This window comes from Streptomyces sp. NPDC046203 (assembly GCF_040646255.1).
Classification (GTDB): Bacteria; Actinomycetota; Actinomycetes; order Streptomycetales; family Streptomycetaceae; genus Streptomyces.
On the sequence record NZ_JBEYZX010000054.1, the window covers coordinates 1 to 16,388 of the forward strand.

A 16,388-nucleotide genomic window follows, 5' to 3' on the forward strand; every position below is an offset into this window, starting at 1 on the left:
GGCGTCTCGGCCACCGGCGCCGCGACGGGCTCGGCCACCGGCTCGGCGGCCGGGGCAGCGGGCGTCTCGACGGCCGCCTCGGCCACCGGGGTCTCCACCACCGGAACCTCGGCCGCCGGAACCTCGGCCGCGTCCGGAATCTCGGCCGGGGCCGGGACCGGCTGGGCCTCGGCGGCCACGGCCGGCGGGGCCTCCTCGACGGCCTGCTCCGGCGCCGGGGCGGGCTCGGCCGGCATCTCTTGCTGGGCCGGAACCTCGGCAGGCGCCTCGACCGGGACCTCGGCGGGCACCTCGGCTGAGGGGTCCGGCTGCGGCGTCGGGGCCAGGTGCGGGGCGGTCGGCACGGCGCCCTCGACGGGGACGAACTGCGCGACCGGCGGGACGACCGCTTCCGCCGGAACCTGGGCCTGGACCGGCGGCTGGGCGGCGGCCGGGGCCTCGGCCTGAACGGGAGCCGACGCGACCGGCTGGGCCTGCGGCATCTGCTGCGCCTGCGGGTCCTGCGGCTGCGCGGGCCACGGCATGGCGCCCTGCGGGGCGGTCTGCTGGTCCTGCGGAACGTCCAGGTACTCCGGCCCCCCGACCGGACCGGCCGGAGCGGCCGGGACCTGGGCGGGCACCGGCGCGGCGGCCGGAGCCTGCGGCGCGGCCGGGGCGGGCACGGGCTGCGGGGCCGGGGCGGCGGCCGGGCCTCGGTCGGCGAGGGAACGGACCACGCCACCGGTGGCGTGGTCCGGCACCGGCGGGCCCATGTGCAGCGGGCGGCGGGCGGGCGGCGGGACCGGGGCCCCGGCGGGCGCGGGCAACCCGGCCCCGGACAGGTCGACGGAGCCGGTGTCGAGGACACCGGGCTCGTAACCGTGGTCGGTGACGACCGGCGGGCCCTGCGGGGCGGCGAGCGGCACGCCGTGCGCGGGGGTGCCGTGCGGGGGCATCGGGACGCCGTGCGCCGGGGTGCCCTGCGGCGGCAGCTGCACTCCGCGCGGCGGGGTGGCGGTGACCTGATCCAACGGCGCGGTGAGGGGGTCGACCTCCGGCGGCGCGGGCACGGTGACCGGCGGCGCGGGTGTGGCGCCCGGCGGGTGCTCGCTCCAGGCGCCCTGGGCGCCCGGCATCAGCAGGAGTCCGTCGTCCTCGGCTGGGATCGCGGAGGGGTCCAGGTAGGTGTTGTACGCACCCGGAGCGGGGATGCCCGGCTGCTCGACCATGCCTGAGTTCTCCGGCAGTCCCTCGCCCGGGACCTGGCCGGTGTCCGTCATGCTGCGTACCCCTCGCCCATCGGTTGTGCTCCTTCAGTCCTGCGCCCGTCCAGGACAACGAGCGTGCGCGCCGCGCGGCACGTGCCGCGCGGACACCCCTGCATTGTCCCGGCCTTCGGCCTTCGTGGCAGGCGGAACCGCCACGGTGCGCTGTGGACTGCGCCACGTCGCGCCGTCCCCCGTTTGCTCCGTACCACATCAGAGACCCAATGAGGCCACCGTTTCCGGACATTGACGAACAAACCGCCGAGGTTCCGGAGGCGGTACAACAAACGGCCAGCCTACCCCGCCCGTTGTCGCACACGATCACGGGTGGGGACCTCAGGGCGATAACCGGCCGCCGGCCGGACGGGCCCCGAACAGGCCCCGGACAGGCCCCGGACAGGCGCCGGACAGGCGCCGGGCGGGCACGAAGCGGTCCCCGAGCAGGCGTCAGATCCTGCGGCCGGCCAGCAGGAACGCGAGGGAACGGCCGCGTTCGCTCCAGTCGCGCGGGTCGAGCCCGACGGTCTGCAGCAGGGCGCACTCGACCTCGTAGCCCCCGTCGGCGAGGGCGGCGCCGATCGCCTCGGCCTCGTCGCGGGTGGCGGCGTGCGTGACGATCCGTTCGGGCCTGCGGTCGACGCAGGCGGCGACGACGGGCACTCCCCCGCCCCCGACGCGTACGACATCGGGTTCGGGCAGCCGTTCCAGCAAGTGCGGGGCGCGTCCGGCGAGTACCTGGAGCGGCACCCCGGCGCGGCGGGCGGCGGCGTCGGTACGGGCGCACGCGCCGGGGTCGGCGTCGACGGCGATGACGGCGGCGCCGAGCCGGGCCGCCTCGACGGCGAACGTGCCGCCGGCGCAGCCGATGTCCCAGACGAGGTCGCCGATCCGCGGGCCGAGGCGGGCGAGTTGGGCGGCGCGCAGGGTGGGGTCCTGCCCGGTCCGGCCGCCGGTGTCCTCGCCGGGCAGGGCCCAGCCCCGGACGGCGGGGGTGTCCTGGCCCAGCAGCCAGCCGCCGGTGCTGCCGACGCCGCCGGCCGGGCCGCCGCCGATGACGAGGACGACATTGGGGTCGCGCCAGGCGTGGTCGGCGGCCTTGTCGGAGGTGAGGACGCTGATCCGTTCGCGGTCGGTGCCGAGTTCCTCGCAGACGACGAAGGTGCGGTGGACTCCGTCGAGGAGCAGGGCGAGTTCGGCGGGACCGGCGCCCGGCGAGGTGAGGACGGCGACCTTGGGGTGGGCGCGGCAGACGTTGACGGCGCGACGCAAGGTGCGGCGGTGGGCGACGACGACCCGGGCGTCGTCCCAGGGCATGCCGGCCCGGGCGAAGGCGGCGGCCACGGCGGAGACGGCGGGGACCACCTCGACTTCCAGGCCGTGTTCGGGGGCGCGCAGGGTGCGGACCACGCCGAAGAAGCCGGGGTCGCCGTCGGCGAGGACGACGGCGGTGCCTCGGTGGCCGACGATCCGGCGGGCGGCGAGGTCGACGCTGCCGAGGCGGACGCGTTCGGCGGCGGGCGGTACTTCGGGGAGGGCCAGGTGGTGCGCGGCGCCGGCCACGAGGGTGGCGGCGGCGAGCGCGGACCGTGCCGCCTCGGTGAGGGGGGAGCCGTCCCAGCCGATCACCGTGACCCGATCGGCCATGTCGCGTCTGTCTCCTGCTGCTGGTGTGCGGGTGGGGCGGGTCGAGCCTACCTGCGGGGCGCGCCCCAGTCGGCGTGCGCGGAGTAGCCGGTCTCGGGCAGTTGGTCGGCGAGACCGTCGAGGTCCTCGGGGAGCAGGCTCCACAGGATGAGGTCGGTACGGATCTCCGTCCACGCGCCGCTCTCGGTCTGACTCCGGGCTATCCAGGCGTTGCGCAGGACGCCCTCGCTGATGCAGCCCGTTCGCTGCGCGACCTGCTGGGAGGCGGTGTTGCCGGCGGCGGTGCGCAGCTGGAGGCGTTCGAAGCCCTGGTCGCGGAAGAGCCATTGGGCGACGGCGAGCACGGCCTCGGTGGCGTAGCCCTCGCCGCGGGCCCAGGGCGCGGTGACGTAGGAGATCTCGGTGGCGCGAAGGCGCCAGTCGGTGCCGTACAGATGGACGGTGCCGACGAGGCGCTGGGTGAGGAATTCGGTGACGGCGAAGACGATGCCCCGTCCCTCGGCGCGTTCGGCGGGGGCGAACTCGCGGACCCATTGCTCGGCGTGGGCGCGGGTGTAGGGGTGCGGGACGGAGGTCCAGGCGACGACGAGTTCGTCGTTCATCATGTCCACGAAGGCGGGTATGTCGCCGTCTTCGTAGGGGCGCAGCACCAACCGTTCCGTGCCGATGGTGAGGGACGGGAAGGTCGTAGTCATGCGCAGCTCCGTACGTGAAGACCGTGAACGCACAGCATGCAGCATGACGCGGCGGCGGCGCATGCGCGGGCGGCGCGGCGCGACGGCGGGAGGACGGGAGGGTACGGGAGCCGGACGTCCCCCGGGTCCTCGGATCCAGGGGCCCGGGGATCCAGGGGCCCGGGAGGCCCCGAGGCCCCGTGCGCCGGTCGGGCGCGCGGGGCCTGGGGGGTGCCGCGAGTGGGGCCGGATCCCGCCGGGGGCGCCGGAAGGGGGCTCCGGGCCCGCCGGGCCGGGCGGGCCGACCGTGCTTACCTGGCCGGGCTCACTCGGCCGGGATCACTTGGCCGGGCCGGCCTGCCTACTTGGCCGTGGTGCCGAAGGCCGGGACGACGGCGCCGTCGTAGTGGTCCTCGATGAACTTCTTCACCTCGGGCGAGTGGAGCAGCTCGACGAGCTTGGTCACCCGGGCGTCCTTCTCGTTGCCCTTCTTGACCACGACGATGTTGGCGTAGGGGTTGCCCTCCGCCTTCTCCAGGACGATGGCGTCCTTGGCAGGCTGGAGCTTGGCGCCGATGGCGAAGTTGCCGTTGATGACGGCGGCGTCGACGTCGTTCAGGGCGCGGGGCACCGTGGCGGCGTCCAGCTCCTTGAACTCCAGGCCCTTCTTGTCGGTGATGTCCGCGAGCGAGGCGTCCGTACCGACACCCTTCTTCAGGGTGATGAGGCCGTTGTCGGCGAGGAGGTGGAGCGCACGGCCCTCGTTGGTGGTGTCGTTGGGGACGGCGACGGTCTGGCCGGCCTTGATGTCCTTGAGGGCGTGGACCTTCTTGGAGTAGATGCCCAGCGGCTCCAGGTGGACGGTGGCCACCGAGGTGAGGTCGGTGCCCTTCTTCTTGTTGAAGTCGTCGAGGTACGGCTGGTGCTGGAAGTAGTTGGCGTCGATCTGGCCGGCGTCGGTGGCGGTGTTCGGCAGGACGTAGTCCGTGAACTCCTTCACCTCCAGCTTGAGCCCGGCCTTCTCGGCGAGGTTGTCCTTGACGAAGTTCAGGATGTCGGCCTGCGGCGTCGGGGTGGCGCCGATGACGAGCGGCTTGTCGGCGGAGGCGGCGCCGTCCTTGGAGGACGGGTCCGAGGCCGTGCCGCAGGCGGTGAGGCCGAGGGCGAGAGCTGCGGTGGCGGCGACGCCGGCGGTGATCTTGATGTTCTTGCGCACGAAGAGTGCCTCTTTCAAGTGGTGTGCTTCCGGCCTGGACAACAAGTCCGGGCTCGTCTTCGTCATACGAAGTCAGGGGTGCCGCGCGGGGCGCGGCGGTGCCGTCAAGCGGTGCGGCCGCGCTGGGCGAGGAGGCGGACGACGCCGTCGCCTATCAGCTGGACGATCGTCACGATCGCGATCAGGACGGCGACGGTCGTCAGCATGAAGGTCGTGTCGAAGCGGTTGTATCCGTAGGTGAGGGCCTTGGAGCCGAGGCCCTCGCCGCCGACCACGCCGGCCATGGCGGAGTAGCCGATGAGCACGATCACGGTGGTGGTGACGGCGGAGACCAGGGAGGGCAGGGCCTGCGGGAGCAGTACCTTGCGGACGATGGTCGGGGTGCCGCCGCCCATGGACTGGACGGCTTCGACGAGTCCGTGGTCGACCTCGCGGACGGAGGTCTCGACGAGACGCGCGAAGAAGGGGATGGCGCCGACGGCGAGCGGCACGATCATCGCGGTCGGGCCGATGAACGTGCCCACCACGAAGGTGGTGAAGGGGATCAGGGCGATCAGCAGGATGATGAACGGGAGCGAGCGGCCCACGTTCACGATCACGCCGACGATCTTGTTGACCGGCCGGTTCTGCAGCAGTCCGCCCTTGTCGGTGAGGACGAGGAGGAGGCCGAGGGGCAGCCCGCCGAGGATGGTGACGAGGGTGGACCACAGCACCATATAAAGGGTGTCGAGCGTGCCCTGTTCGAGCACGGGCTGCATCTGGGACCAGGTCACCGGGCACCTTCCTTGGTCAGTGCGGGCGTGCCGGCGGCCGGCGCGGTGCCCTGCGGGTCGTTCTGTGGTTCGTCCTGCGGGTCGACGATCTCGATCTGGAGGCCCTGCTCGCGCAGGAAGCCGACCGGGACGACGTTCTCCTCGTAACGGCCGGGAAGCTCGATGCGCATCCGGCCGATCTGGCGGCCGCCGACGGTGTCCATGGCCGCGCCGAGGATCGAGATGTCGATGTTGTACGTACGGGACAGCTGGGAGATCACCGGCTGGGTCGCGGTCTCGCCGTGGAAGGTGACGTCGACGACCGTACGGTCCGGGCCGGTGGCCGCGCCGCCGACCGGGAAGAGCTCGGCGGCCAGCCGGGAGCCGGGGGTGGCGAGCAGTTCGCTGACGGTGCCGGACTCCACGACGCGGCCCTTCTCCATCAGGGCGGCCGAGTCGCAGATGGTCTTGACGACGTCCATCTCGTGCGTGATGAGCAGGACGGTGAGGCCGAGCTGCTGGTTGAGGTCGCGCAGGAGCTGGAGGATGGAACGGGTGGTCTCCGGGTCGAGGGCGCTGGTGGCCTCGTCGGACAGGAGGACCTTGGGCTTGCCGGCCAGGGCGCGGGCGATGCCGACGCGCTGCTTCTGGCCGCCGGAGAGCTGGCCCGGGTACGCCTTGGCCTTGTCGGCGAGGCCGACGAGGTCGAGGAGTTCCAGGGCGCGGCGGGAACGCTCGGCGCCGGAGACGCCGAGGATCTCCAGGGGAAGTTCGATGTTGTCCTGGATGGTGCGCGAGGACAGCAGGTTGAAGTGCTGGAAGACCATGCCGATGTTGCTGCGGGCGCGGCGCAGTTCCTTGCCGGCGCGGCGGCTCTTCCCGGCGAGGGCGGTGAGGTCGACGCCGTCGACGGTCACGGTGCCGGAGGTGGGGCGCTCCAGGAGGTTGACGCAGCGGATGAGCGAGGACTTGCCGGCCCCGCTCTGACCGATCACGCCGAAGACCTCGCCTTCGCGAACGTGGAGGTCGACACCGTCCAGAGCGGTGACCTGGCGGCCTCGCGACTCGTAGACCTTGGTCAGGCCCGAAATGGTGATCACAGGATTTCCGTCACTGTCGAGTGCGCGGCGCTCGTCCGCCGTGCACGGCATTCGTCATTCGGACAGTCAGGCGCAGGGGGGGCCGACCCGGGGGAAAGGTCCGGCGGGCGGCACGTGCGCGGGGCGGGCACGCTCCGACGCCCAAAGGCGGGGGAACGGCTCGGCCGTCGGGGCTCGCTTCGGGGCGCGAGCATGCGGCGGGGGCCCTCAGATGGCGCACATTCGACACATACAGCGAGCACCGGGCGTCTGGTTCGCCTCGGTCGCAAGGGTGCGGTTGCTCGTCGTGGTCATGGCTGCAAGTAAAGCATGCGCAGGTGCGAACAACAGAGGGCTGTCCGAATAGCGGACAAGGCTGAGACGCGAGCGGCCCGGGAGCACCTTTCCTGGCTCGGTCGCCTGGAAGCGCCCGGATGCGCTCCGGGTGGCGGAACGGGGTTCCCGTTCCCGGTGTGGCCTGGGCCGACGCCCGTCGGCGGGCGGTCCGCGCGGAGCGGACGGAGGCGGACCGGGGCGGACCGGGGCAGCGCGAGGTGGTCTTCCGGAAGGAGGACACAGGGGGCTTTTGTGGCCAAGACCACGCCCCCGCTTTGTACGGAGACCGCCGGGCGGGGCGCCCGTTCCCGGGAACGGGCGGGCGCGGGCCGCCGTACGACACCGCGCGGAGCGGGGCCGCGCGCATCGGACGGCTCCGCCCGTAATACCCTCGGGGCCATGCTTGACGCCCTGACGGTCGCGGTCTCGGCCGCCGCGCTCGCCCTCGCCGCCTGGTGCGGCTTCGCCTTCTCCCGTGACCAGCCCACCAAGGACTGGCACTTCATCGGCATGGCCGTGGTGACCTTCCTCGCCCTGGTGCAGCTGGTGATCGGAATCGTGCAGCTGACCCGCGGCGAGAAGGCCGACGAGGGTACGGCGATCTTCATCGCCTACCTCCTGGGCGCGCTGTGCGCGGTGCCCGCGGCCGGTCTCATGTCGCTGACCGAGCGCAGCAAGTGGGGTTCGGCGACCGTGACGGCGGGCGCGGTGGTGCTCGCCGTCCTCGAAGTGCGTCTCTACGACATCTGGACGGTGGGCTGATCATGACCGCGACGGAGAACGGCGCCCAGGCCGGGACGGAAACCGGTGCCGAGGCCGGGGCTGGGGCCGAGGCCGGGGCACGGTCCTCCGGCCGGCTGATCTCGGGCCCCGGCATGGTGGTCGTCTGGCTGTACGGCGTGATGTCGGTCGGCGCGGTCTCCCGCTCGATCTACCAGATCGCCACCGAGTTCGACCGCGCCCCGCTCGCCTACAGTCTGTCGGCCGTGGCGGCGGTGGTCTACGCGTTCATCACGTACACCCTGGTACGCGGCGGCGAGACCGCGCGCAGGGCGGCGCTGGTGTGCTGCGCCGCCGAGCTGGCGGGCGTCCTCATCGTGGGCACCTGGACCCTCATCGAGCCCTCGGCCTTCCCGGACGCGACGGTCTGGTCGCAGTACGGCTACGGCTACATCTTTATCCCCGTCCTGCTGCCGCTGACCGGCATCTGGTGGCTGCGCAAGGGCCTCGCGCGCGAGGCGCAGGCCCAGGCACAGGCGCGGGCGCAGGTCTGAGAGGCCGTCCGCTCCTCGCCCGGCAGGCCAGGCGCGCCAGGTGCGCCGGGTGTGCCGGTCACCGCTGGTGTGCCGCGGCGAAGGCGAGGAGCGGTCCGGCGGGACGCGGCGGGTCCTCCAGGTTGGGCGAGTGCCCGAGCCCGGACAGCATCTCCACGCCCGCGCCGGGGACGACCCGGTAGTCGGCGGCGGAGGCGGGACGGCTGAACGCAGTTCCCTGCGGCCTCACGGACATGCGCCGTGGGATCCCGCTGCCTGATCAGCTCCCGGTACGCACCTTCCGATGGTCCCGCCGCCGGTCGTACCGCAACGCCCCCGGCAGCCACGGGGTCACCCGGCCGGCGACGGCTCGTCCGTGACGAAGGGGGTGTATCCGGCGGGAAGCTCGCTCACCTGGAGTTCCGAGAAGAGCAAGGTCAGCTTGTGCGCGCCGCTCTCGACACAGACTTCGTGGAAGTCGATTCCCAGAGTCTTCGACCAGCGTCGGGTCGCCTCCGACTCGGGGAAAAGCCTGGCTCCCGGGTAGAGCATCTGCCACTCCACACCCCAGACGAATCCGTCGAGGCCGTCGCCGGTCACGGAATCGACGAGCCGGTCGTCCAGCGAGACCTGCCAGATCTCCGGCCGCACCGACGTCTCGCAGCGGGCCTCGACGCAGTACCGGAAGAGATACCTCAGGTAGGCCGGAGCGACGCCGGTCCGGGGGTCCGCGGTGACATAGACGACGACCTCGTAGTCGCGCATGGAGGTGGTGTACCCGTGGTACACCACGGCGTGGTCGAAGACCTGGTCGAGCATCTGCTGGAGAACGGCGCTGTCCATACGCCCTTCTACCTCACTCGACCAGTCCCTCGCCCCCCTGACCTGCGATTTCGACCCGACTCGTTCCCTACGCGGCCTTCTCCAGCGTCACCAGGGTGTGCGCCGGGTCGGACTCCTGGACGCCGACCTGGGCGTAACCCCGGCTGTGGTACAGCCGCAGTCCGCTCTCGGCGCGCCGGCCGGCGGAGAGCCGGAAGCGCTTGGCGGCGGGGCCGGGCTCGGCGGCGAAGTGGCGCTCGATGGCGTCGAGGAGCCGGCCGCCGAGGCCGTGCCGGCGCATGCGCGGGTGGACGATGAGCCGGTCGATCCGTACGGTGCCGTCCGCGTCGAGCCGGCCCCGTACCGAGGCGACGATCTCGTCGCCGAGCCGGGCCACCAGGCCCACGCCCTCGACGAGTTCGGCGCGCAGGGCGTCGAGCGGCTGGGTGAGCGGCTCGATCGACCAGTTCTGGTGGACCTCGGCCTCGCGCTGATAGCAGAGGTACTGCAGCTTCAGGATCTGCTCCGCGTCACGCGTCGCGTCCGCCGCTGAGATGGTCACGCTCATGCTCATGTGCGCATGCCTTCCGCTCACCAGTCCGAGTGAATTTCTACGGCACCCTTCCCCGGACCCCGGGGCCGGGAACCTCAGCAGACAGCATTCTGCGCAGGCATCCCAGGCAACGGGAACGCATCGGCCCCAGACTGCCCTGTGAGATACCCAACGCTCCTGCGATATCGCGGTAGCTGGGGTCGCCGGGGTGCAGCATCGCGGTGAGCAGCCGGGGGCAGTGACCGGGGGTGCGGCGGACGGCGGCGCGCACGGTGCGGTGGCGTTCGGCGGTGAGCGCGGAGTGCTCCGGGGTCGGGGTCTCGGCGCGGGCCTCGCCCCGGAACCGCAGGGCGCGGGCGCGTTCCCGGCGGGCCCGGCGGGCCTCGGCCCGTACGGCCCGGCGCAGCCAGTCGGCGGGGCGCTCGGGCTCGGTCCCGCCCACCGCGACGCGTTCCAGGAACCGCAGCCACACGGCCTGTTCGAGGTCCTCGGCGTCGACGCCGGCGGCCGCCGCCTCGGCCCCGCACTCGGCGGCGAGCAGCGGGGTGAGGGTGGCGAGCAGGGAGGGGCGGAGGGTCATGTCGGCCACGATGCGGAGCGGGCCGGGACCGGTTGCGGTCCCGGCCCTGATTCACCCGGTCGGCGGAACGCCGCCGCCCGCGGCCGCCGACCGCCGGCACCCCGCCGACGTGAGGGGTCGGCGGGGTAGCGGGCGGTGGGCGGACGGGTGGCGATCGGAGGCCGGAGATCGGCCGACCGTCAGCCGGTCAGCAGACATTCGGCCGGCCGGCGTTCGGTCAGCCGGCGTTCGGTCAGCGGGCGTTCGGTCAGCGGGCGTTCGGTCAGCGGGCGTGGGCCGCCGCGTAGTCCGCCGCCGCGAGCAGCGCCGTGTCCGCGTTGTCCGAGAAGATGCCGTCGATGCCCGTGGCGAAGTAACGCTGGAGCAGGCCGAAGGCGTCGCCGTAGGCCGTCGGGTCGGTGCCTCGGCGGTACTCGGTGGGCAGGAAGGTGTTCTCGTTGCGCATCGTGTACGGGTGCAGGATCAGTCCCGCCCGGTGCGCGTCGCGCACGAGGCTGGTCTCGGCACCGAGGCGGCCGCTCGCGTCCCGGGGCAGGATCAGGTCGATCGTGGGACCGATGCCCTGCGCGTACGAGGCGATCTCGGCCAGGCCCTTCGGCGTGATCAGGTCGGCCACGGTGCGCGGGTCGCCGGAGGCGACGAAGTCCCAGGGGCGGGAGTCGGCGGAGGAAAGCAGCACGACGCCCGGGGCGTCGACCAGGCGGCCGAGCCGCTGGATGCTGCCGGGCTCGAAGGACTGCAGGAAGACGGCGGAGTCGGCGCGGTGGCGGCCGTACCGGCGCAGCAGCTTGGCCAGCGGCTCCTCCAGGCCGAGGCCGAGGGAGCGGAAGTAGGTGGGGTGCTTGGTCTCGACGTGCAGCCACACCTCGCGGCCGCGGCGGCGACCCTCGTCCTCGGCCCAGCGCAGCACCTCCTCGAAGGTGGGCACGGCCCAGCGGCCGTTGTAGAGGGTGTTCTTCTGGCGGGCGGCGGGGATGCGCTCGACGGCCCGCAGGGTCTTGAGCTCGGCGAGGGTGAAGTCCTCGGTGAACCAGCCGGTGAGGGCGACGCCGTCGACGGTCTTGGTGGTCTTGCGGGAGGCGAACTCGGGGTGGTCGGCCACGTCGGTGGTGCCGGTGATGTCGTTCTCGTGGCGGCAGACCAGGTGGCCGTCCTTGGTGGGGACGAGGTCCTGCTCGATGACATGGGCGCCCATGTCGAGGGCGAGCTGGTAGGAGCCGAGGGTGTGCTCGGGGCGGTAGCCGCTGGCGCCCCGGTGGCCGATGACGGTGGGGGAGGGAAGCGAACGGTAGCCGCGGCCCTTCCCGCCGCCCTGACCCTGTCCCTGGTCCTGGCCCTGGTTCCCCTCCTGGCCCACGGCGGACTGGACGGCCTGGGCGGTGCCGGCCGCGAGGACGGTCGAGCCGCCGAGGACGGCTGCTCCGGCCGCGCCGAGAACGGCCCGCCGGGCCGGGGTCGGGCGCTGGGGCTGGGGCTGGGTCATGGACGCTCCTTCTGGTTGGTGTCCCGCACCTGTCAACTCTTCTCCCTGACGCTAGGCACAAACGTGCGACCGCGAGCAGATCGCAGTCGAACTCGACGGAAACACGAGGCGACGGAGCGAATCCGGCCATCCCGTCCGGTAACGGACCCTCACCCCGCCGTACGCGTCCGACCGGTGAGACCCGATGTGCGACGCGTACCGACTCGCGAGTATCGTCCGGTCCTGCGCCACCGGCTCGGCCGAGCCGCGGACGCGCCCCTGCCTGTCCGTCCGCCCGGCCCCGGAGGAACCGTGTCCCGTCCCGCGCTCATGAAGGCCGCGCTGAGCCCGCTCCTGCGCCTCATGTTCCGCCCCCGCGTCGAGGGTGCCGAGAACATCCCGGGCACCGGACCGGTCATCCTGGCGGGCAACCACCTGACCTTCATCGACTCGATGATCATGCCGATCTGCCTGGAACGTCAGGTCTTCTTCATCGGCAAGGACGAGTACGTCACGGGCAAGGGCCTGAAGGGCCGTCTGATGGCCTGGTTCTTCACCAGCGTCGGCATGATCCCGGTGGACCGCGACGGCGGACGCGGCGGTGTGGCGGCGCTGATGACGGGCCGCCGGGTGCTGGAGGAGGGCAAGATCTTCTCCATCTACCCGGAGGGCACCCGCTCCCCCGACGGCCGTCTCTACCGCGGCCGCACCGGCATCGCCCGGCTCACCCTGATGACCGGCGCGCCCGTCGTGCCGTTCGCGATGATCGGCACCGACAAGCTCCAGCCGGGCGGCGCGGGCATGCCCCGCCCGGGACGGGTGACCGTCCGGTTCGGTGAGCCGATGGAGTTCTCCCGCTACGAGGGGATGGACCGCGACCGCTATGTGCTGCGGGCGGTCACGGACTCGGTGATGGCGGAGGTCATGCGGCTGTCGGGCCAGGAGTACGTGGACATGTACGCCACGAAGGCGAAGGCCGCGTAGACGTAGAGGCACGGGGGCGCGTCAGTCGATGCCTTCGGTGATGCGGAAGTCGCGCTCGTAGCCGTCGGGGAGGGCCACCAGTGCCTTCCGGTACGCCTCGCTCTCGTACGCCGCGACCGCCTGCTCAAAGCTGTCGAACTCGATCAGGACGACGCGATGCGCGATTCCGGCCTCGTGGGCGACGACTCGATCGCCACGGGACAGTAGGCGCCCGCCCGCAGCTCGGACGGCCGGACCCGCCAGCGTGTCGTAGGCGGTCAGCGCCTCGGGGTCGGAAAGGGCGGGGTAGACACTGACCCAGTAGCCCTTGGCCATGGAGAACCTCCTGTGTGCGGCCGGACGCGTCCGGCGTCGATTCGACACCGGATCGCTCGATCCCCGACGACGGCCCAGGGGTGAGGGTTCTCCCCCTGTCCTCGTCGAAGTCAGGCCTCGATCCTCGCCGTTCGCGCCGGCCTCGGCCATGGCGGAAAGGTCAGCCTCCGATACATTCCCGCCATGCCCGTCCCCCCTGCCGCCCCCGGTACGCCCGGCGCCCGCGATCTGGCCGGTGGCGCAGCCGGCGACTCGGCCGGTGGCTCAGCCGGTGACTCGACCGGTGACACCGTCGAACCGGGTCGCGTGACGCGCCCGGAACCGCGGCCCGGCCCCCACAAGGTGGTCGTCCTCGTGGTCGACGGGATCTACCCCTTCGAACTCGGCATACCGCAACACGTCCTGGGCTCCGCCGATGGCCGCTACGAGGTGGTGACCGCGGGCGTGGACGGGAAGCCCGTACGCACCGTCTCGGACCTGACCGTCACCCCCGGGCACGGCCCCGAGGTGCTGGCCGAGGCGGACACCGTGATCATCCCTGGGTACGCGATCCCCCGGACCTCGGCCGCCGCCCCCGACCCGAAGGCCCTGGACGCGCTTTCCGGCGTCCGGCCCGGCACCCGGCTGGTGTCGATCTGCAGCGGTGCCTTCCTGCTGGCCGGCACCGGTCTCCTCGACGGGCGCCGGGCCACCACCCACTGGGCGCTCGGCGACCGCTTCCGGAAGCTGTTCCCCCGGGTCGAGCTCGACACCGACGTTCTTTTCGTGGATCACGGTGACGTGCTGACCTCGGCGGGAGCGGCCAGCGGCTTCGACGTCTGTTTGCATCTGCTGCGCCAGGACCACGGCACGGAGGTAGCGGGCCAGGCCGCTCGTTTCTGCGTCATGCCGCCGTACCGGGACGGCGGGCAGGCACAGTACATCGAGCGGCCCCTGCCGCCGGCGGGCGCGACCGGCACCGGGCCGACCCGCGACTGGGCCCTGCGGCGGCTCGAACTACCGCTGTCGCTGGAGCAGTTGGCCGCGCACGCGGCGATGAGCACCCGTACCTTCGCCCGGCGCTTCAAAGAGGAGACCGGTCTGAGCCCCGGCCGCTGGCTGACCTCGCAGCGGCTGCGGTGGGCCCGGCATCTGCTGGAGTCCAGCGATCTGCCGGTGGAACGCGTCGCCCACGAGGTCGGATTCGCCACCGCCACCTCGCTGCGGCGGCACCTCGCGGCGGAGGCCGGCGTCGCCCCGTCGGCGTACCGCCGCACTTTCCGTGCCCCGGATCCGGCCGCCGGCGGGGGCATCGCGCCGGATCCGGCCGCCGACGGGAGTGTCAGTGTCCGTCGCCCTCGCCGAGCTTCTGGCCCTTGAGCAGGAACCAGGCGGCGACGGCGGTCGCGAGCAGGACCGCCGCGCCGATGCCGGAGGCGATGCGCAGGCCGTCGACGAAGGCGTCCTGCGCGGCCGAGACCAGCGCCTCGGCCCGTTCCGGGGCCAGGCCGGCGGCGGCCTCGACGGCTCCGCCGAGGGATTCGTGCGCCGCTGCGGAGGCGTCCGACGGGACACCGGCCGGAGTGGTGAAGTCCCGGTAGACGCCGGTCACGATGGACCCGAGGAGCGCGATGCCGAGGGCCGCGCCCAGCTCGTACGCGGTCTCGGAGACCGCGGAGGCCGCACCGGCCTGCTCCTTGGGGACGCTGGAGAGAATGACGTCGGCGGTGACGGTGAACGCGAAGCCCGCGCCCGTACCGACGACCAGCAGGCTCGCGCCGAGCAGCGGGTATCCGGTCGTCTGGCCGAGCGTGGTCAGGGCCGCGAGGGCCAGGCCGATGGCGGCGAGACCGCCCGCGACGACGGCGCGTACCGAGTAGCGGCGGGCCGCCCGGCCGGCGATCAGGCCGGCCACCACGGCGCCGACGGCGGCGGGCAGTTCGGCGAGACCGGCCTCCAGCGGCGCCCGGCCCTGGACCAGCTGGAAGAACTGGGACAGGAAGAACACCAGGCCGGACAGGCCGAGTACGGTCAGCAGGTCGGCGACGACGGCGGCGGACAGCCCCCGGTCGCGGAACAGCCGCATGTCCAGGAGCGGGGTCGGCAGGGTGAGCTGGCGCCGGACGAACCAGGTCAGTCCGCCGAGGCCGAGCACGGCGGCGAGGGCCGCGGCGGCGGTCGGGCCCTCGGAGGCCAGTTCCTTGATGGCGTAGACGACGCCGATCATGCCGACGAGGGAGAGGACGACGCTGGGCAGGTCCCAGGGGCCGGGGGCCGGGTTCTTCGACTCGGGCAGCAGCTTGACGCCGACGACGACCAGGACGGCCATGACGGGCAGGTTGATCAGGAAGACCGAGCCCCACCAGAAGTGTTCGAGCAGGAATCCGCCGACGACCGGGCCGACGGCGGCGCCGGCCGAGGCCATCGCGCCCCAGACGCCGATGGCGAGGCTGCGCTCGCGCGGGTCGTGGAAGAGATTGCGGATCAGGGCCAGGGTGGACGGCATCAGGGTGGCACCGGCGACGCCGAGCAGCGCACGAGCCACGATCATCATCTCGGGGCTGGTGGCGTAGGCGTTCAGCAGGGACACCGCGCCAAACGCGGCGGCGCCGGTGAGCAGCAGCTTCTTGCGGCCGATGCGGTCGCCGAGGCTGCCCATGGAGACCAGCAGACCGGCGATGACGAAGGAGTAGACGTCGCCGATCCACAGCAGCTGGGTGCCGGACGGCTTCAGGTCCTCGGAGAGGAAGGGGGTGGCCAGGCCGAGGACCGTGGCGTCCACGGCCACCAGCAGGACGGCCAGGACCAGTACGGAGAGGGCGAGCCACCGGCCGGGCCGGCGGGCGCCCTCGATATGGCTCTCGGTACGGCGCTCGTGCTCGTGCCGTAGGGTGTCGGTGATCACTTCTCCACGCTCCTGCGCGCTCCGCCGAGCAACAGCTCGGCGATCATGTACGGAAAGTCCTTGGCGGCGACCCGCCCGTCGGCGACGGCCCAGGCGCCCGAGCTGATGAGCCCGTAGAGCGCCTCGCAGAGCCAGGCGGGCGTCAGATCGATCCGGAAGACGCCCTCCTCCTGGCCGCGCCGGAAGAGCGCGGAGATCCGCGCGTCGAGGGCGGCCCAGCCCTCGTTCTGCTGCTCGCCCTCGAAGAGCTGGTTCTCGGTGACGAGGAAGGCGATCAGCGGGGCGACCGGCTGCACCGCGCCCACCAGCCGGCGCACCGCCTCGTCGGCGGGGCCCGCCTCGGGGCCCACCGTGTCGAGTACGGCGGTCAGCTCGTCGAGAGCCAGCTCCTCCAGCGCCCGGATCAGCGCCTCCCGCCCCGCGAAGTGCCGATGCAGGGTGGCGCGGCCGATCCCGGCGGCCCGGGCGACCTCGTCCATGGTGGCGGTCGCCTTGACGCTGAGGGTGGCGGCGGCGGAGCGGAGCACCTGGGTGCGGTCGACTGACATGAGACAACCGTACACCGGGTGAGACATTTTTGTCTCACCCGA

General features: G+C 72.7%; 16 protein-coding genes and 2 pseudogenes. 4 read left to right on the plus strand and 14 right to left on the minus strand.

The genetic code is table 11. The features are described from left to right. From ABZ990_RS27290 to ABZ990_RS27315, 6 genes and pseudogenes are all read right to left on the minus strand, one after another. A pseudogene (locus tag ABZ990_RS27290) lies at nt 1-1,259 on the minus strand (5,6-dimethylbenzimidazole synthase); the annotation flags it as partial. Nucleotides 1,260-1,691: 432 nt separating this feature from the next. After that, a complete protein-coding gene (gene cbiE / locus ABZ990_RS27295; RefSeq protein WP_361236900.1) occupies nt 1,692-2,888 on the minus strand; it encodes a precorrin-6y C5,15-methyltransferase (decarboxylating) subunit CbiE in 1,197 nt (398 codons plus the stop codon). A 47-nt stretch (nt 2,889-2,935) separates the two neighbouring features. Then, complete coding sequence (locus tag ABZ990_RS27300) at nt 2,936-3,583, minus strand: GNAT family N-acetyltransferase (protein WP_361236903.1); 648 nt, start codon at nt 3,581-3,583, stop codon at nt 2,936-2,938. A gap of 340 nt (nt 3,584-3,923) precedes the next feature. Beyond that, entirely contained in the window at nt 3,924-4,778 is an 855-nt protein-coding gene (locus ABZ990_RS27305; protein ID WP_361236906.1) for a MetQ/NlpA family ABC transporter substrate-binding protein, read from the minus strand. Nucleotides 4,779-4,882: 104 nt separating this feature from the next. Beyond that, nucleotides 4,883-5,551, minus strand: a complete 669-nt coding sequence (locus ABZ990_RS27310; protein WP_361236909.1) for a methionine ABC transporter permease — start codon at nt 5,549-5,551, stop codon at nt 4,883-4,885. Next, complete coding sequence (locus ABZ990_RS27315) at nt 5,548-6,630, minus strand: ATP-binding cassette domain-containing protein (RefSeq protein WP_361236912.1); 1,083 nt, start codon at nt 6,628-6,630, stop codon at nt 5,548-5,550. The genes ABZ990_RS27310 and ABZ990_RS27315 overlap by 4 nt, the downstream gene beginning before the upstream one ends. 714 nt (nt 6,631-7,344) lie before the next feature. On the opposite strand from ABZ990_RS27315, the gene ABZ990_RS27320 reads away from it, so the two are divergent. Together ABZ990_RS27320 and ABZ990_RS27325 are read left to right on the plus strand one after the other, a co-directional pair. Then, on the plus strand, nt 7,345-7,707 hold the full coding sequence (locus ABZ990_RS27320; RefSeq protein ID WP_361236915.1) for a hypothetical protein: 363 nt from the start codon (nt 7,345-7,347) through the stop codon (nt 7,705-7,707). Nucleotides 7,708-7,820: 113 nt separating this feature from the next. Further along, nucleotides 7,821-8,219, plus strand: coding sequence for a hypothetical protein (locus ABZ990_RS27325; RefSeq protein WP_361237024.1), 399 nt, complete (start codon nt 7,821-7,823; stop codon nt 8,217-8,219). 58 nt (nt 8,220-8,277) lie between these two features. On the opposite strand, the pseudogene ABZ990_RS27330 reads toward ABZ990_RS27325, so the two are convergent. The 5 genes and pseudogenes from ABZ990_RS27330 to ABZ990_RS27350 all read right to left on the minus strand — a co-directional run. Then, nucleotides 8,278-8,421: pseudogene (locus ABZ990_RS27330) on the minus strand (alpha/beta hydrolase); the annotation flags it as partial. 128 nt (nt 8,422-8,549) lie between these two features. Further along, entirely contained in the window at nt 8,550-9,041 is a 492-nt protein-coding gene (locus ABZ990_RS27335; protein WP_361236918.1) for a hypothetical protein, read from the minus strand. A 67-nt stretch (nt 9,042-9,108) separates the two neighbouring features. After that, nucleotides 9,109-9,594 (minus strand): GNAT family N-acetyltransferase, encoded by a 486-nt coding sequence (locus ABZ990_RS27340; protein ID WP_361236921.1) that lies wholly within the window; start codon nt 9,592-9,594, stop codon nt 9,109-9,111. Between the two features lie 37 nt (nt 9,595-9,631). Next, nucleotides 9,632-10,153, minus strand: coding sequence for a sigma-70 family RNA polymerase sigma factor (locus ABZ990_RS27345; protein ID WP_361236924.1), 522 nt, complete (start codon nt 10,151-10,153; stop codon nt 9,632-9,634). 262 nt (nt 10,154-10,415) lie between these two features. Beyond that, nucleotides 10,416-11,636 carry a glycerophosphodiester phosphodiesterase gene (locus ABZ990_RS27350; RefSeq protein ID WP_361236927.1) on the minus strand — a complete coding sequence of 407 codons (1,221 nt, stop codon included), beginning with the start codon at nt 11,634-11,636 and terminating at the stop codon, nt 10,416-10,418. A gap of 291 nt (nt 11,637-11,927) precedes the next feature. On the opposite strand from ABZ990_RS27350, the gene ABZ990_RS27355 reads away from it, so the two are divergent. Further along, on the plus strand, nt 11,928-12,599 hold the full coding sequence (locus ABZ990_RS27355) for a lysophospholipid acyltransferase family protein (RefSeq protein WP_361236930.1): 672 nt from the start codon (nt 11,928-11,930) through the stop codon (nt 12,597-12,599). Nucleotides 12,600-12,620: 21 nt separating this feature from the next. Here the strand turns inward: ABZ990_RS27355 and ABZ990_RS27360 are convergent, their stop codons facing one another. Beyond that, nucleotides 12,621-12,914, minus strand: coding sequence for a DUF1330 domain-containing protein (locus ABZ990_RS27360; protein WP_361236932.1), 294 nt, complete (start codon nt 12,912-12,914; stop codon nt 12,621-12,623). A 183-nt stretch (nt 12,915-13,097) separates the two neighbouring features. Here ABZ990_RS27360 and ABZ990_RS27365 point away from each other — a divergent pair, with 183 nt between their 5' ends. After that, nucleotides 13,098-14,273 (plus strand): helix-turn-helix domain-containing protein, encoded by a 1,176-nt coding sequence (locus tag ABZ990_RS27365; protein WP_361236935.1) that lies wholly within the window; start codon nt 13,098-13,100, stop codon nt 14,271-14,273. On the opposite strand, the gene ABZ990_RS27370 is transcribed toward ABZ990_RS27365, so the two are convergent. After that, on the minus strand, nt 14,236-15,747 hold the full coding sequence (locus ABZ990_RS27370) for an MFS transporter (protein ID WP_361237027.1): 1,512 nt from the start codon (nt 15,745-15,747) through the stop codon (nt 14,236-14,238). The genes ABZ990_RS27365 and ABZ990_RS27370 overlap by 38 nt on opposite strands. Before the next feature lie 47 nt (nt 15,748-15,794). Further along, nucleotides 15,795-16,346 carry a TetR/AcrR family transcriptional regulator gene (locus tag ABZ990_RS27375; RefSeq protein ID WP_361236938.1) on the minus strand — a complete coding sequence of 184 codons (552 nt, stop codon included), beginning with the start codon at nt 16,344-16,346 and terminating at the stop codon, nt 15,795-15,797. Nucleotides 16,347-16,388 lie beyond the last annotated feature (42 nt).

Bases quoted from the DNA above. Each gene is read 5' to 3' on its own strand.
- ABZ990_RS27325 (WP_361237024.1), top strand. From the start codon at position 7,821: ATGGTGGTCGTCTGGCTGTACGGCGTGATGTCGGTCGGCGCGGTCTCC.
- ABZ990_RS27365 (WP_361236935.1), top strand. From the start codon at position 13,098: ATGCCCGTCCCCCCTGCCGCCCCCGGTACGCCCGGCGCCCGCGATCTG.
- ABZ990_RS27350 (WP_361236927.1), bottom strand. From the start codon at position 11,636: ATGACCCAGCCCCAGCCCCAGCGCCCGACCCCGGCCCGGCGGGCCGTT.
- cbiE (WP_361236900.1), bottom strand. From the start codon at position 2,888: ATGGCCGATCGGGTCACGGTGATCGGCTGGGACGGCTCCCCCCTCACC.
- ABZ990_RS27345 (WP_361236924.1), bottom strand. From the start codon at position 10,153: ATGACCCTCCGCCCCTCCCTGCTCGCCACCCTCACCCCGCTGCTCGCC.
- ABZ990_RS27340 (WP_361236921.1), bottom strand. From the start codon at position 9,594: ATGAGCATGAGCGTGACCATCTCAGCGGCGGACGCGACGCGTGACGCG.
- ABZ990_RS27375 (WP_361236938.1), bottom strand. From the start codon at position 16,346: ATGTCAGTCGACCGCACCCAGGTGCTCCGCTCCGCCGCCGCCACCCTC.
- ABZ990_RS27360 (WP_361236932.1), bottom strand. From the start codon at position 12,914: ATGGCCAAGGGCTACTGGGTCAGTGTCTACCCCGCCCTTTCCGACCCC.
- ABZ990_RS27320 (WP_361236915.1), top strand. From the start codon at position 7,345: ATGCTTGACGCCCTGACGGTCGCGGTCTCGGCCGCCGCGCTCGCCCTC.
- ABZ990_RS27335 (WP_361236918.1), bottom strand. From the start codon at position 9,041: ATGGACAGCGCCGTTCTCCAGCAGATGCTCGACCAGGTCTTCGACCAC.
- ABZ990_RS27300 (WP_361236903.1), bottom strand. From the start codon at position 3,583: ATGACTACGACCTTCCCGTCCCTCACCATCGGCACGGAACGGTTGGTG.